Here is a 15,845-nt window from a genome sequence, read left to right as displayed (position 1 = left end):
GGTTTTCGGTTTTTCTTGATAACAATTTGTTTTGCAGTGAATTTGATCATTTAAAGCTATAAATATTATTTTTTCACATTAATATTTGGATACTATAAAAGATTTTATATTTTTGTCTACTTATTCTATAGACAATGTATTATTTATCTATTTCCTCATTAGTTTTGATGCCCCGAATGCAGAGCCACACTGCATGCTGTTGTTGTTAATTCCACCCCGAATAACAATACGTAATAACACATTTTTTAATTTTCTTTCAACCTTATTCCATGAAATCTTTTAAAAATTTCTTAAAGCTCATTGCGCTTTTTTTGACACTTGTCCCGAGTGTGGCCCTGGCCCAACTGAACGGGAACTACGCGTTAAGCGGTAAAGTTAACGACGAACACGGGCAGCCGCTTATAGGCACAACCGTAACTATAAAAGGGACCAACAATAAAACCGCTACAGATAGTACCGGTAGATTTACCTTGCAAACCAATGCTAAGCTGCCGTTTACCTTGGTGTTTAGCGCTATAGGTTTTCAAACGCAAGAGTTTCTGATAAAGAATAGCAACAGTGCATTAAATGTGCAGCTAAGTACACAGGCCTTACTTATAAATGAGGTAGTGGTTACCGCATCCCGCAGGGAAGAAAAGTTGTTGCGCTCGCCGGTGGCTATTGAAAAACTAAGCATAACAGCGCTTAAACAATCGCCGGGCCCCAGTTTTTATGATGCGCTGGAAAACGTTAAAGGTGTGCAAATGACCACTACCAGTATCACCATGAAAGTGCCAAATACGCGTGGTTTTAACAGCCCCAACAATTTCAGGTTTATGCAACTGGCAGATGGTGTGGATATGCAATCGGCAACATTGGGTGTACCACTTGGAAATGCCATTGGCCCCACCGAACTGGATATAGCAAGTATTGAGCTAACACCCGGTGCTGCCGCGGCCTTGTATGGTACAAATGCTATTAATGGCTTATCGAATTTATTCACTAAAGATCCATTTAAAACGCAGGGACTTAGCTTTTACCACCGTACAGGTATTAACCACGTAGATGGGATAGGTGTTAGCCCGAGTGCTATAAATGAAACTGCCATCCGCTTTGCGAAGGCATTTAATAATAAATTTGCCTTTAAAGTGAATGCCAGTTATTTAACAGGAAAAGATTGGCAATCAAATACCCGCCGTGATCAAAACCCCGGCAATTTAAAAACAGCGAATCCGGCCTATCCGGAACTTACCGGCACAAGCAATGCGGCTTATGACGGCTGGAACAAATATGGTGATGACGCGCTTGCGGGCAGTAATACGGTATCTATAAAAGGTATTGTTGTTGATGGCGTAGCAAGGCCTAACCTAACCGTTGCCCGTACCGGATATAACGAGGTTGATTTGGTTGACCCTAAGGTTACTAACTTAAAACTGGATGGTACACTGGCTTACAAGATTACCCCGAACACTCAATTATCATACACTTACCGCTATGGTAACATGGATGGTGTTTTTCAACGCGGTAATAAAATATCTCTAAATGGTGCAACTGTACAAAACCACAAAATTGAATTAAAGGGTACCGATTTCCTGGTTCGTGCCTACGAATCTATAGAGAACACCGGCAAGTCATTTAACGTTAAACCATTAGCAGATAACCTTGATTTGAACCACGCCAGTAACTCGGCATGGGGAACGGCTTATAAAAACGCGCTTACATCATATGCCAACACACATGGCGGCTCTTTAACATCGGCAAATTTGGCTGCTGCTAACGATGCTGCCCGTGCTGCCGCTGATGCAGGCAGGGTTGAACCAGGCACACAAGCGTTTAATGATCTTCGCAAAACCATAATTGGTATAAATAACTGGGATATAAAATCGAGCCTGATACCTAACGCGCCAGTAACAGGTGGCGCTGCTTTGGTACAAAAAAGCCACATGTTTAATGCCGAAGCACAATGGGATTTGACCAAAAGAGTGAAATTTATTGATTTGCTGGTTGGTGCTGATGTACGTGTTTATGATATCATCCCAGATGGAAATAACTTTGTTGACTTTAGCCGCTCAATTGCCGACAGGAACACACCACTGCCCGATGGTAGCTTTGGCGAGAATGTTACCTACAAAAAATATGGCGCCTTTACGCAAGTCACCAAAACCTTTTTTGATGAAAAACTGAAACTATTTGGTTCTATCCGCTGGGATCGCAATCCATATTTCGCCCCTAAATTTACGCCACGTTTGGCCGCGGTTTATTCGCCAAACCCAAACCACAATTTTAGGTTCACCTTTCAGAATGGTTACCGTTTTCCATCGTTGTTTGAGGCATTATCTTACGTAAATAATGGCCGTGTTAAACGTGTGGGTAGTTTAGAATTTATAAACGAAGGTTTGGGATATTTAAATAATAGTTATACCCAACAATCGGTAACCGCGTTTAACGCGGCGGTTAAAGCACAGTCAACAACCGGCGATGATGCGACAGCTTTAGCCAACAGGAATTTATTGAAGGTAGCCGATCTGCCAAAGGCACGCCCGGAGCAGATCACTTCGTTTGAGGTGGGTTACAAAGGGATCTTTTTTGATAACAAGGTGTTTATTGATGTAGATGCTTATGCTAATCGTTATAATGGCTTTTTAGGGCAGGTACAGGTATTTGTGCCAAACGCTGCCACAGTAGGCTCTGATGCTGCAGTATTAGCCATGCTTGATATCAATCGCGACCCTACAACAGCTACTGCAAACAACGCCGCAAGCGCCGGCCAAAGCCGTTATCGTGTTTATACCAATGCTAAGAACATTTATAATAACTACGGTTCATCTGCAGGGTTGAGTTATAATTTCTATCAGAAATATACCGTATCGGGTAACGTAAGTTTTAACAAGCTGAAAGCTCAGCAAACTTCAGATATTTTCGTAACCGGATTTAACACGCCGGAATGGTCTGGCAATCTCTCGTTCGGTAACCGTGAGGTGGTTAAGAATCTTGGTTTTAATGTGGTTTACAAATGGCAGCAAAGCTACCTGTGGGAAAGCCCGTTGGTAACCGGTACTGTGCCGGCTATCAATACGCTTGATGCACAGGTAACATTACGTGTACCGGTATATCATGCAACATTTAAAATTGGCGCTACAGATATATTCAACAAACGATATATCCAGTATGCAGGCGGCCCAACAATCGGCGGCATTTACTATGCCTCGGTTACGCTGGACGGCCTGTTGAGCGATAATAAATAAAAGATCCTATTTGTTTTTTTAGGTATAATTTAGTTTTTCGAAAAGCGGGCGGGCGAGCTGCCCGCTTTTTTTGCTTTTAAAAGCTATATTTAACTGCTTAAATTATATCACGTATTATGTTTAAAAGCAGACTGCTTCTTGTCACACTATCGCTTTTTTTGCTAATAAATACACAGTATTTTTGGGAGGGGATGCTTGGTGGTTTTGCGATACCACTAACACTTGTATTCGCAATCACTTTCCTGGTACTTGTTTTTCAAGTATTCCGCCAAATCTATTTATCAGTAAGAGAACGATTCAGAGATAAGCAGAGGATCTATAGAGTTGGTCTTGTGATAGTACTTTTAATATTGGTGGTATTGCGCCCTTTTGGCCTGATCGACTATAGGGTATTTGAAAGTGAAAACGTGTTGGTTGCGGAAAGAGAGGGGGTTGCAAACTGTATGACTACCCTTATGCTAAAGGAAAGCGGCAGGTTTAAAATGAGAAGCGTTTGTTTTGGTGTTGATGAAGAAACCGGAACATATACGATAAATAAAGATACAGTAAAATTAAAATACTCTTCTTTAAGAAGTAATGAAGAAAACATACAGTATGCTGTTTTAGACAGTACTAAAACTTCTTTAAAGTTTAAGAAGTCTGGCGAGTATACTTTCCCATTCTTCTTAAATGTGAAGATAAATAAGATCAAATTTCATTAATTACAAGGGGCGGCGGTGAATTTGCATAATGGGATGCAAAGTGTAAAAGATTTCTCCTCACTGCGTTCGTTCGAAATGACAGGGAGTAGGACGACAATACCCCCTAAAATGCAAGAACCCTGGACGAGTTGCACCTCGCACAGGGTATTCTTACTTCACTTAACGGTTTATATAATAATTGGAATTATTCTTACTCTACCGACTGGCGCAGCATTAGCGCACCTACGGTTACATTGGTGCGGCTATCAATAATTATAGCGCCGCCATTGGCTTTATTTACCTGGTATGGGTCGAAGGCTAAAGGTTCGGCAGTTTTAATAACAATGCGGCCAATATCATTCAGTTTAAATTCCTCGTCAAAATCTTTTTCCAGGGTGTTAATGTTCACTTTGTAAATGATCTCCTGTATTTTGCAGCGGATAGTTTTTGTATTATGCTGTACCAAATAAGTAAGGGAAGTATCCAGCGGACGGGTATCCATCCAGCATAGGTCGGCTTCTATAACATTGCTTAGTTGCGGTTGCCCGGCACTGTTCACAATGATATCGCCACGGCTTATATCAATATTATCCTGCAGGTGCACCGTTACAGACATGCCCGCAAGTGCTTCTTCGGGCTGCTTATCATACACCTCAATTTTAGAAATGGTAGAACTAAAACCCGATGGCAGCACCGTTACCTTATCATTTACCTTAAATGACCCGCTTGATACACGGCCGGCATAACCACGGTAATCGTGTAGTGCATCCGTTTGGGGCCTAACTACCCATTGTACCGGCAGCCTTGCATGTGCAGATGAATCGTCAATCGTTATCTCTACATTCTCTAAATGCTGCAAAAGGCTATCGCCTAAGTACCAGCTCATTTTTGATGATGGATATACAATATTATCACCCTTAAGCGCACTCACAGGGATGTAGGTTACATTATCAAGGTTAACCTTTGCAGCCAGTTTCTTAAAGTCGGCTATGATCTGTTTAAATACATCTTCGCTGTAATCAACCATATCCATTTTGTTTACGGCAACCACAACCTGTGGTATTTGCAGTAACGATACCAAAAAGGAGTGGCGGGTGGTTTGCTCTACAACACCTTTACGTGCATCTATCAGGATAATAGCCAATGCGGCGTTACTGGCACCGGTAACCATGTTACGGGTATACTGGATATGGCCGGGCGCATCGGCAATAATGAATTTACGCTTATCAGTTTCAAAGTATTTGTAGGCTACATCAATAGTAATACCCTGCTCACGCTCGGCTTTAAGTCCGTCGGTTAAAATAGCAAGGTCAATACTCCCGTCGTCGTTTTTACGGTTTGATGCATGCAGAGCTTCCAGTTGGTCAAGCAGTATGGCCTCACTATCGTATAATAACCTGCCTATTAATGTACTTTTACCGTCATCAACACTGCCTGCGGTAATAAATTTTAGTATATCCATTCTCTTTATTTCGGATTTCGAATGTTCAATTTCGGATTTGTTAATGTTTTAGCCTCACCTAAATCCTCTCCAAAGGAGAGGACTTCAAAAAGTTTTAACGCCCTCTCCTTTGGAGAGGGCCGGGGTGAGGCTTATTAAAAATATCCCCCTTTTTTCCTGTCTTCCATGGCCGCCTCACTTACTTTATCGTCCATACGCGCACCGCGTTCGCTAATTTTTGATGATGCTATCTCGTTAATTATATCATCTATCTCAAACGCGTACGATTCAACAGCAGCTGTACAGGTCATATCACCCACAGTACGGAAACGCACATTCTTTTTTTCCACTATATCATCGGCATCCATATTAAGGAAAGGCGATGCGGCCATTAGCTGTCCGTTACGGGTAATACAATCGCGCTGGTGTGCAAAGTAGATGGTTGGCAACGGAATATTTTCCCTGCGGATATAGTTCCATACGTCCAGCTCTGTCCAGTTACTTATTGGGAATACGCGCACGTTCTCACCTTTATGGATCCTGCCATTGTAAATATCCCAAAGCTCGGGGCGCTGGCGTTTAGGGTCCCACTGGCCAAATTCATCACGTACCGAAAAGATACGTTCCTTGGCGCGGGCTTTTTCCTCGTCGCGTCGTGCGCCGCCTATACAGGCATCAAACTTATGTTTGGCAATGGTATCCAGCAGGGTAACCGTTTGCAACGGATTACGACTGGCGTTTTTGCCTTTTTGCTCAATAACTTTTCCTTCGTCGATGGTGTCCTGCACGTGGCCTATGATCAACTTTTCGCCAATGCGGGCCACCATTTCATCACGGTAGGTAATGGTTTCTTCAAAATTATGCCCGGTATCAATATGCACCAGCGGAAAAGGGAACTTACCCGGGCGAAAGGCTTTTAATGCCAAATGCACCAGGGTAATAGAATCCTTGCCGCCTGAAAATAGCAACGCAGGTTTTTCAAACTGCCCCGCTACTTCGCGCAGAATATAAATGGCCTCTGCCTCTAATTCGTCCAAGTAATCTAACCGGTATTTGCTCATTCTTTTAAATCATTTAACGTTACTGCATGTAATCCACACTCTTTTTTGCTTTGGTCCTCCCACCACCAGCGCCCGGCCCTAAAATCTTCGCCGGGTTGCACCGCCCTTGTACAGGGCAGGCAGCCAATACTGGGGAAACCCTTATCATGCAATGTATTGTACGGTATATTATATTGTTTGATGTATGCTTTTACATCATCTAAAGTCCAGTTAAAAATAGGATGGAACTTGATCAGCCGATTGCCTTCGTCCCATTCTACATTGCTCATGTCTTCGCGGTTTGGCGATTGCTCGGCACGGATGCCGGTTATCCAGCATTGGTTGCCTGCCAGCGCACGGTGCAAAGGCTCTATCTTGCGGATACCACAGCATTCCTTACGGTTGGCAACTGACTCATAAAAGCTGTTAGGGCCTTTAGCGTTCACCATAGCTTCCAGTTTGTTATGATCCGGATAGTATGCATAAATAGGCTGGCCGTAGATCTCCATAGTGCGGTTCCACACATAATAAGTTTCGGGGAACAGTCTGCCGGTTTCCAGCGTGAAAACTTTTATAGGGATGTTATTGGCGAATATCATGTGCGATATTACCTGGTCTTCCCACCCAAAACTGGTAGAAAATACTATCTCACCCGGGAATTGCCCTGCCAGTGCTTGTAATGCAGCTATAGAATCTTTCCCGTTTACTAATTGCGATATGTAGCTTATATCTGCCACTTATAAAATTTTTGTTATAAAATTAAAAATACTGCGTATGCTGATCAGGATAACAATAACCGCTACCGAAAACATAATAGCTTTCGCTGATATTCTGTTAGAGATCCTTGCAGCCACAGGCGATGCTAAAGCACTACCTATAACTAACCCGGCCACCGCATCCCAGTGCGAACTATTAAGCATGGTGATGAAGGTTAATGAACCCATCAGCGCGATAAAAAACCGCGAAAGTTTTACTGTACCTAACGAAAATCTTGGATGACGCCCGCCCGCTATCAGGGTAGACAGCACAATTGACCCCCAACCACCGCCGCCAACCGCGTCAATAAACCCACCGCCTAAACCAAGCAAGGAGATGTTTTTTATTTTAGCTTTAGTGCGTTTACGATTCAGGTTAATGGCTTTTGATAATATTACGCAACCTAATATCAAAGTGTAAAGTGATACTACAGGTTTTGTGTATTGGCTATAATGCTCTAACGAGGATAACAGGTATGCGCCTGTAACCGCGCCAATAACGCCTGGTAACAGCAACAGTTTAAACAGTTTCCAGTTTACGTTGCCCATGCGGTAATGCATCCAGCCGGCAATACCGTTGCTCATAATTTCGGACAAGTGCACACCCATACTTGCCGAAGCCGGAGGGATGCCCATAGAAAGAGAAAACGTGGTTGATGTTACCCCGTATGACATGCCGATAGCACCATCTACCAATGCGAAAACAAAACCTGCACCCAGGAAATAATAAAACATAGGTGGGATGGTTTCCACATAGCCTCTAAAAGCTGGCTCCCTATACCAAAGCGAAGCAATCACTATAAGCAAAAAAGCGATAGACATACCCCAAACCAGTAGCTTAAGGTTTTTATTGCTTGGTGGTTTTTGCGTGCCAACCAGTACCGCGGTTACCCGGTTAAGTTCTTTTACTTTATGGGTGAAATCGCCAGCTAAGGTATTGCGTACCTCGTTCATTTGCTGCAGGGTAATATCCAGTTCGGCCGGTAACGCTTCGCCCAAAACTTCTTTAAGTCGTTTGGCTATCGTAGGCGATTTTCCGTTGGTAGATATTGCTATCTTCAGATCTCCTTTTTGTATAATAGAACCCAGATAGAAATCACACAGTTGGGGTTTATCGGCTACATTGATCAGCAACTTTCGGTCATGGGCCGATTGCCTTACATAACTGTTTAACTCACTATCATTTGTGGCGGCAATTACCAGGTCGGCACCGTCTAAATCAGTATCGGTAAATGGTTTCTGAATAATATTTACCTGCGGGTGTATTGATGCCAGAAGGTGCACATCTGTTAAAAAAGTTTTAGAAATAACAGTGACGGTAGCAGCCGGACTGTTTTGCAGCAGGGCGGTTAACTTTTCCAAGCCAACATTACCTGCGCCAACCAGCACCGTATGCAAATTGTTCAGCTTTAAAAATACCGGGAACAATTGATTCCCCTGAGTTTTCTCAGACTGAACGTCTGTTAAATTATCATCCTTTGGTAACAATGTCATAAACTTCTTTTACCAGTTTAAACTTAGGGTGTAGTGAAACCACTTCGCCAAAAACGATAAGGGCAGGAGAGGTGATGCCATTTTCTTCGGCCAAACCTGCAATATTATCGGCTACGCCAATAACTACCTTTTCATTAACGGTGGTTCCGCTTTGTATTACGGCAACTGGTAATTTACCTTTGCCTTCATTCTTGAATATCTGTGCAATTTGCGCCAATTTGTGGATACCCATAAGCACCACAATTGTCGCGTTAGTTTTGGCTGCCTGATATAAATCGGCAGATACTTTACCATCGCTTGTTGTGCCGGTAACTGCCCAAAAGCTTTCGCTTAAGCCCCTATGGGTAACCGGTATACCTTGCATGCCCGGCACGCCAATAGAACTCGAGATCCCCGGAACAACCTGGGTAGGGATGTTATATTCGGCAGCAAAATCCAATTCTTCGTGCCCGCGGCCAAATACAAATGGGTCGCCGCCTTTTAACCTAACCACATGACCATAGTTTAGGGCGTAATCAACCATTAGTTTGTTGATGTTCTCTTGTGAAAAAGAGTGATCGCCTGAGCGTTTGCCTACATAAACTTTGGTAGCATTAGCTGGGGCAAACGTTAATATTTCTTCGTTCACTAAAGCATCGTATAAAACCACATCAGCGGTTTGCAGGGCTTTAATACCTTTAAGGGTAATAAGCTCTGCGTCGCCGGGGCCCGCACCCACGAGGGTAATACGTGGTTCTTTTATACTATTTATATTTCTTGATATCATGATTGCAACACAGCCTCTCTTTTAACTTTAACCGCTTCTAAAAAATCTGTTGCCTGTTGCTTGTAAGCGGTGGCAAATTCTTCAGAAGGTTCATTTTTATTTATTTGCAATATCAGGTCGTTAAATGTACCATTTATATCAATCTCTCCGGTTGATACATAATGCGTATCAAACTCGCGGATAATACCTGCCTGCGTGCTGCTGTTAACGCCTTTATCCAACAACAAAGCCTTAGCCGAGCTGATGAAAGTATTGTAGGAATGATAGATAGCATCTGACCACAAACCTTTGGCATAAGCGCCCTTGGCCCAGCCCAGCTTCTCGTCGCTTTCATATAGCAAGGTGGCAACCAGATCAATGATCACACCGGCACACTCGCCAACACCAATTGCAGAAACATAAGTTTCCTGGTGACCCCAGTCAACAAATTCGTCATCTGTAAGCGTGGTTAGGTCGGCCAGTGGTTTTAGCAGGCGATAAAAATAATCCTTACCCTGCCTGTCGTAATAAGCATGGAATGTTTCCCCTTCGGGCGATAATGTTTTATAATCATCCAGCACAGCCCTTAAAACATGGGTTGCTCGTTTAGATGGTACTTTTATAACACGTTCTGCCACACGGCCTTCGCCATTGCCAACGGTACCACCACCAAGCATTACCTGTACAGATGGCAATACTCTTGTACCGGCCTTAAGCGAACTGCCATGAAAACCAATATGCGCCAAACCGTGCTGGCCGCAACTGTTCATACAACCGCTTATCTTTATCTTTATTTCGCGGTTATAAATAAGATCCTCATATTCATTAAATATCACATCCTCCAGTACCTTAGCCATGGTCATACTGTTACTGATACCTAAATTACAGGTATCGGTGCCAGGGCAGGTGGTTACATCGGCAATGCTGTCAAAGCCTGGTGTGGCCATGTTTAAAGCATGTAAACCTTCGTAAAGCGCGGGTAGAGCCTCCTTACGCACATATTTTAATAATAGACCCTGGTTTTGGGTGATGCGTATCTCGTCGGCTGCATAAGGTTGTATGGCAGCAACCATTTTGCGTGCAATATCGGTTGGGATATCGCCAACAGGCACTTTTACATATACGCCATAAAAACCTGTTTGCTTTTGCTCAAAAACGTTTGTTATCAACCATTGTTCGTAGCGCAGCGGATTGCTTATATTAACCTGCGGATAGGCAATTAAAGGCGGAATAACAGGCTGCGGAACCGAGTCGCGGTTGATAGGCCAGGTTTTTACCTTAATGGCAGTGCGTTCTTCGGCTGCAAGACGTAAAACTTCGTCCAAACCTATTTTTTGTATCAGGTATTTTAAACGGGCCTTGTTACGGTTATTACGTTCGCCGTAACGGTCAAATACGCGGATAATTGTTTCTATGTATGGTATCAGCTGGTCTTCTGGCAAAAATTCCTCTACCGCACTTGCCAAAAAGGGTTGGGCGCCAAGCCCACCGCCTAAAAGTACTTTAAAACCGCGTTCACCGGCTTCATTCACTTTAGGGATCAAGCCAACATCATGTATGTAAGCGAAAGCCGTATCTGCTTCGCTTGATGAAAAAGAAATCTTAAACTTACGGCCCATTTCCTGGCATATGGGGTTACGCAAAAAGTATTCAAACGTAGCCTGTGCATACGGCGAAACATCAAAGGGTTCCAGAGGGTCAATACCCGAAGTAGGGGACGAGGTTACATTCCTAACCGTATTGCCACAAGCCTCGCGAAGGGTAATATCATCCTGCTCCAGCTCGGCCCATAATTGCGGGGTGCGGTCAAGGCTAACATAATGGATCTGGATATCCTGGCGGGTAGTTAAGTGCAGATTGCGGCTTGCATATTCATCAGATATATCGGCAATTTTTAAAAGCTGCTTAAAAGTAACCTTACCAAACGGTAATTTAATGCGTACCATTTGTACGCCAGGCTGCCTTTGGCCATAAACGCCGCGCGCGAGGCGCAGGCTTCTAAATTTTTCGTCGTGAATTTTGCCTTCGCGAAAAGCCCTTATCTTCCGTTCAAGGTCGATAATGTCCTGTTCTACGATCGGGTTCTCCAGTTCTGTTCTGAAGCTTTGCATATTGTTGGTGGATTACTTTAAACTTATAAAAAAGCCCCTTCGGCTAAGCTGAAGAGGCGTATATTTCTCATTTACACATACTTACAGCCACGGTTTCTCCTGTTGCATACAGCAATAAATTAGAAGGGTGCAATATGTTAAATGTGTGTTATTCATTTCTATTCCCCAAATATATATATACCATATGGAATTAGTAGAATTTATTTGAAAAAAAATAGGAAGTGACATTTAAATTATTAAACCAGCATATTAAGCGTTTGCCGCTTCCAGGATCTTCCTTACCCTATCAGCACTGGTAACATCAATGCTATATTCATCGCCGGGGTTGTTGCTCATCAGTATATGATCATTTTTATACTGCATTTGCCCGGGCATGCTAATGCGGGCAGAAGAATGTACTTCTGTTGCACCGGTAAAGTGGACCAGGTCGGCCACGTTGGTTTCGGTGATTCCGCTGCCGGGCATAATGGCTATTCTGCCCGCCGCTTTTTCAATTAAATGGGTTAAAATAGTTGCACCTTCCATGGCAGTGCTTTTACCACCAGAGGTAAGTACGCGTTCGCATCCCATCTCAATAATATCCTCAAGGGCCTGGTATTGATCTACACACATATCAAACGCACGATGAAAAGTAACACCAAGTCCCCATTGGCGGGCCAGGCGTACAAGTTCGGTACAGCGTTCTTTATCAATACTTCCATCAGGTTTAAGCATGCCTATTACAACGCCATCACAGCCGGCCTCAATGCAGTTTCTGATATCAGCCTGCATCACTTCAAACTCCAGATCGGTGTAAAGGAAATCCCCGCGCCGTGGGCGTATAAGCACGTAAAGTTTAATATGTAAAAGCTTGCGTGCCAGTATCAATTGGCCATATGAAGGTGTGGTACCACCTTCGGCTAAATTCTCGCATAATTCAACCCTTGCAGCCCCACCGTCCTGTGCGGCAATAGCCGACGTTACCGAATTAGCACAAACTTCGAGTATAACAGGTGATGGTTCGCCGTTCATTATGTAACAAAAGTAGGGATTATGGTTATCAAAACTCCATTTGATGAAATATGTTTGGAAGAGTTACTGATATAGCACCCACAATAACCCATAATAATTATTTAGTTTCTTTATAAAAGCTCTTGCCGGGTATTAATAATTCTTGATTTTTATCATCACATACAGCAAACGAAAAACCTTCCTGAATGGCATAAGCACCGTATTCGCCTTTTTTGTTGATAGCCAAAAAACCTACCTGTATCTCTTTAGCGGTTTGCGGTTTCTTTTTAATGATGCGGCTAACAGCTTCTTTACAGGCATCCTCGGGCGAGTAGCCTTGTCGCATTAACTCAACTACTAAAAAACTCCCTACGTTACGTATCACTTCTTCGCCTACTCCGGTTGATGTAGCACCGCCAACTTCGTTATCTACATAAAGCCCGGCGCCAATAATAGGGCTATCGCCAACACGGCCATGCAGTTTAAAAGCCATACCGCTGGTGGTGCAGGCACCACTGATGTTTCCTTTTGCATCAAGCGCCAGCATACCAATGGTATCGTGGTTGTATTTGCTGCCCGGGCGGCGTTGTTTGTTCTCGATATTTAAAATAGGTGAATATTTGGCTGTTTTAAGCCATTCTTTCCATGCCTTGTATGACTCAGGTGTTAGTAGTTTTTCTTTTTTAAAGCCCTGCTCAATGGCAAATTGGGTGGCACCATCGCCAACCAGCATTACGTGAGGGGTTTTTTCCATCACCAAACGCGCAACCGAAATTGGATGTGCAATGTTCTCCATAGCAGCTACAGATCCGCAATTGCCAAACTCATCCATTATACAGGCATCCAGCGTAACATGGCCATCACGATCAGGGTAACCGGCACGGCCTACGGTATGGTTCTTCATATCCGCCTCGGGTATTTTAACCCCGGCTTCAACAGCATCCAAAGCACGGCCGCCTTTAGATAGTGTTTTCCAGGCCTCTTTATTGGCTTCAATGCCAAAATCCCACGTAGAAATTACAATCGGAAACTTTTCTGCACCCGCACGAACAATAGGTTTTGCAAGGGTATATTTTGATAAAGCTGTTAAAGAGGCAGTTACTGCGGTTAATTTTAAAAATTTGCGGCGATCATACATATGGCTAAATATAATAATAGGGCAATAATAAGTATAAATGTATCAGCTTTGATACAATAAGAGAGCCTTACCCCGGCCTTCTCCAAAGGAGAGGGCGATGCTATGCTTTTTAAAGTCCTCTCCTTTGGAGAGGATTAGGTGAGGCTTCGAGCTTTTAATCAAAATCGCGCCGGCAATTAAAGCAATGCCAGGATTTGCGTGCATAAAGCGGAAATGCCGATAGCAGAACAAATAGTAAAGCTGTAAACCAATGCGTTCTTCTTTCGGTGGCAGGGCCGTAACGCACATTACTTGATGCGCAATAGGGGCAAATAACAGGGGAGTGGGTTTCCTCGTCAATTTCAAAATGGTCTTGTTCATGCAGGTCGCCACTTTCTGCCAATATTTCGCGACAGCGCTCCAGGTCGCGTTCAAATATTTTTAGTTTGATGCCGCCAACCGCGTTGCTATATATCGGGTTTGCAGATATTATGTTATCATCGGCAATAAAACAGGGTATGCCGTTATCTTCCAGCTTGGTACGAATAATGTGCGCCAGCATAGGATCATAATACTGTTCAAACGTGATGATCTTATCTTCGGGTTGTTCTGCCATTATTTATATAACATTTCTGCTAAGGTAATTAGTTTTTTTGTTTATTTTGGGGCATGAACCGCATCGACCGTATATCTGCCATATTAATACAGCTGCAAACACGCAGAGTGGTAAAAGCAAGCGATATCGCGGCAAGGTTCAATATTAGTTTGCGCACCGTTTACCGGGACGTGCGATCGCTGGAAGAAGCGGGCGTTCCTATTATTGGCGAGGCTGGTGTAGGCTACTCATTGGTTGATGGTTATCGTTTGCCGCCTATTATGTTTACCCGGGAGGAGGCCACTGCATTTTTAACTGCCGAAAAGTTTGTTGAGAAAATGACCGATGCTTCTACCGCCGCGCAGCATAAATCGGCCATGTATAAGATTAGGGCAATATTGAAAACTGCCGAGAAAGACCTGCTGGAAAGCATGGATGGCAGTATTGAGGTATTGAAGAGCCAAACCCAGCGCAGGGTAAATAATAACGATCATATCCAGACCATATTAAACTGCATAGCCAATAAAAAGGTGCTTTGTATTGATTATACGGCTGGTTATACGCAAACTAAAACCAACCGGCACATTGAACCCATTGGCATATTTTACCTGGATAGTTACTGGCACCTAATAGCCTATTGCCGGATGCGAAACGATTACCGCGATTTTAGACTGGACAGGATACAAGCCCTTGCCGAGACCGATATGAGTTTTGAAGGTAATCATCCAACGCTTAAAGATTATATAGCCCAAACTGCCTGCGAAAATAAAATGGAAACCATCGTTATAAAAGTAGATAATGAAGTATCCAGTTATATAAACGAACAACGCTATTACCACGGTTTTGTATCTGAAAAGCAATTCACCAAGTACCGCGAAATGACCTTCCTTACCATCTCAACTGAAGGGTTTGCGCGTTGGTTCATGATGTTTGGCGACCATGCCGAAGTGCTTAGTCCAAACAAAGTAAAGGATAGGGTAGCAGAAATAGCCGAAGGTATTGTGAGACGGAATTCATCTGTAGAAGTGTAATAACTCAGTCAGCCTGTGTTTGTCCAAACTTCCACACCCTCACGTTTGATGGTTCAATAAACGCGCTATTGCAAATTTTTTTCTTCCCCCTGTTGACATACAGCTGTCAATACACCACCTTTCTTTGTGGCTAAGTTTTTGTATTAAATAATTCAAGCCAACACAAATGTCACAAAGGTATTGGATAGCTGTAGTATCAAAAGATCACCTGGCCCGCGGGGTTAAGGGCGGATTTATGCAGGCAAATCATGGCAAGGAAGCACTGCTTAAAAAACTAAAGCCCGGCGATTGGGTTATATTTTATTCGCCCAAACAAACCTATGGTGGTAAAGAACCATTGCAGGCTTTTACCGCTATAGGGCAGGTGGAAGGCGACGAAATATATCAGCATAAAATGAGTGACGATTTTGTGCCTTATCGCCGCAATGTTAATTTTTATAAATGCACCGAAACGCCAATTGAACCATTGATACCCAACTTACATTTCATTGAAAACAAGAAGGCCTGGGGATTTAAATTCAGGTTTGGTTTTTTTGAGATACATGAGCATGATTTTAAGCTGATCAAATCGACCATGATAAACGGCGAACCAATAATTACTAAACATATCTAACTATAAAAC

Annotated in this window: 13 protein-coding genes; 4 read left to right on the top strand and 9 right to left on the bottom strand. The window is 43.3% G+C overall.

Annotation, left to right across the window (positions count from 1 at the left end):
* Positions 1 to 269: 269 nt before the first annotated feature.
* Positions 270 to 3,224, top strand: a complete 2,955-nt coding sequence (locus tag JWQ85_RS06885) for a TonB-dependent receptor (protein WP_299465944.1) — start codon at positions 270 to 272, stop codon at positions 3,222 to 3,224.
* A 116-nt stretch (positions 3,225 to 3,340) separates the two neighbouring features.
* Positions 3,341 to 3,925 (top strand): hypothetical protein, encoded by a 585-nt coding sequence (locus JWQ85_RS06880; RefSeq protein ID WP_299465941.1) that lies wholly within the window; start codon positions 3,341 to 3,343, stop codon positions 3,923 to 3,925.
* A gap of 190 nt (positions 3,926 to 4,115) precedes the next feature.
* On the opposite strand, the gene JWQ85_RS06875 is transcribed toward JWQ85_RS06880, so the two are convergent.
* The 9 genes from JWQ85_RS06875 to JWQ85_RS06835 all read right to left on the bottom strand — a co-directional run bounded on the left by JWQ85_RS06875 (position 4,116) and on the right by JWQ85_RS06835 (position 14,213).
* Positions 4,116 to 5,366, bottom strand: a complete 1,251-nt coding sequence (locus tag JWQ85_RS06875; RefSeq protein WP_299465938.1) for a GTP-binding protein — start codon at positions 5,364 to 5,366, stop codon at positions 4,116 to 4,118.
* 134 nt (positions 5,367 to 5,500) lie between these two features.
* Positions 5,501 to 6,406, bottom strand: a complete 906-nt coding sequence (gene cysD, locus JWQ85_RS06870; RefSeq protein WP_299465935.1) for a sulfate adenylyltransferase subunit CysD — start codon at positions 6,404 to 6,406, stop codon at positions 5,501 to 5,503.
* On the bottom strand, positions 6,403 to 7,113 hold the full coding sequence (locus tag JWQ85_RS06865) for a phosphoadenylyl-sulfate reductase (RefSeq protein ID WP_299465947.1): 711 nt from the start codon (positions 7,111 to 7,113) through the stop codon (positions 6,403 to 6,405). The genes cysD and JWQ85_RS06865 overlap by 4 nt, the downstream gene beginning before the upstream one ends.
* Before the next feature lie 9 nt (positions 7,114 to 7,122).
* The gene (locus JWQ85_RS06860) at positions 7,123 to 8,634 is read right to left on the bottom strand and encodes a TSUP family transporter (RefSeq protein ID WP_299465932.1); all 1,512 of its coding nucleotides are present in this window, start codon (positions 8,632 to 8,634) and stop codon (positions 7,123 to 7,125) included.
* On the bottom strand, positions 8,612 to 9,400 hold the full coding sequence (cobA, locus tag JWQ85_RS06855) for a uroporphyrinogen-III C-methyltransferase (protein WP_299465929.1): 789 nt from the start codon (positions 9,398 to 9,400) through the stop codon (positions 8,612 to 8,614). The genes JWQ85_RS06860 and cobA overlap by 23 nt, the downstream gene beginning before the upstream one ends.
* On the bottom strand, positions 9,397 to 11,490 hold the full coding sequence (locus JWQ85_RS06850) for a nitrite reductase (RefSeq protein ID WP_299465926.1): 2,094 nt from the start codon (positions 11,488 to 11,490) through the stop codon (positions 9,397 to 9,399). The genes cobA and JWQ85_RS06850 overlap by 4 nt, the downstream gene beginning before the upstream one ends.
* 249 nt (positions 11,491 to 11,739) lie before the next feature.
* The gene (locus JWQ85_RS06845; RefSeq protein WP_299465924.1) at positions 11,740 to 12,501 is read right to left on the bottom strand and encodes a copper homeostasis protein CutC; all 762 of its coding nucleotides are present in this window, start codon (positions 12,499 to 12,501) and stop codon (positions 11,740 to 11,742) included.
* Between the two features lie 97 nt (positions 12,502 to 12,598).
* The gene (locus JWQ85_RS06840) at positions 12,599 to 13,618 is read right to left on the bottom strand and encodes a N(4)-(beta-N-acetylglucosaminyl)-L-asparaginase (RefSeq protein ID WP_299465921.1); all 1,020 of its coding nucleotides are present in this window, start codon (positions 13,616 to 13,618) and stop codon (positions 12,599 to 12,601) included.
* A 154-nt stretch (positions 13,619 to 13,772) separates the two neighbouring features.
* The gene (locus tag JWQ85_RS06835; RefSeq protein ID WP_299465919.1) at positions 13,773 to 14,213 is read right to left on the bottom strand and encodes a DUF2007 domain-containing protein; all 441 of its coding nucleotides are present in this window, start codon (positions 14,211 to 14,213) and stop codon (positions 13,773 to 13,775) included.
* A 53-nt stretch (positions 14,214 to 14,266) separates the two neighbouring features.
* Here JWQ85_RS06835 and JWQ85_RS06830 point away from each other — a divergent pair, with 53 nt between their 5' ends.
* Together JWQ85_RS06830 and JWQ85_RS06825 are read left to right on the top strand one after the other, a co-directional pair.
* Positions 14,267 to 15,223, top strand: a complete 957-nt coding sequence (locus JWQ85_RS06830; RefSeq protein ID WP_299465916.1) for a YafY family protein — start codon at positions 14,267 to 14,269, stop codon at positions 15,221 to 15,223.
* Between the two features lie 166 nt (positions 15,224 to 15,389).
* Complete coding sequence (locus tag JWQ85_RS06825; protein ID WP_299465913.1) at positions 15,390 to 15,836, top strand: EVE domain-containing protein; 447 nt, start codon at positions 15,390 to 15,392, stop codon at positions 15,834 to 15,836.
* Positions 15,837 to 15,845 lie beyond the last annotated feature (9 nt).

This window comes from Mucilaginibacter sp. (assembly GCF_028288105.1).
Taxonomy (GTDB): Bacteria; Bacteroidota; Bacteroidia; order Sphingobacteriales; family Sphingobacteriaceae; genus Mucilaginibacter.
The sequence above is the reverse complement of the archived record's forward strand: the minus strand, read 5'-3'. Positions and strand labels throughout refer to the sequence as shown.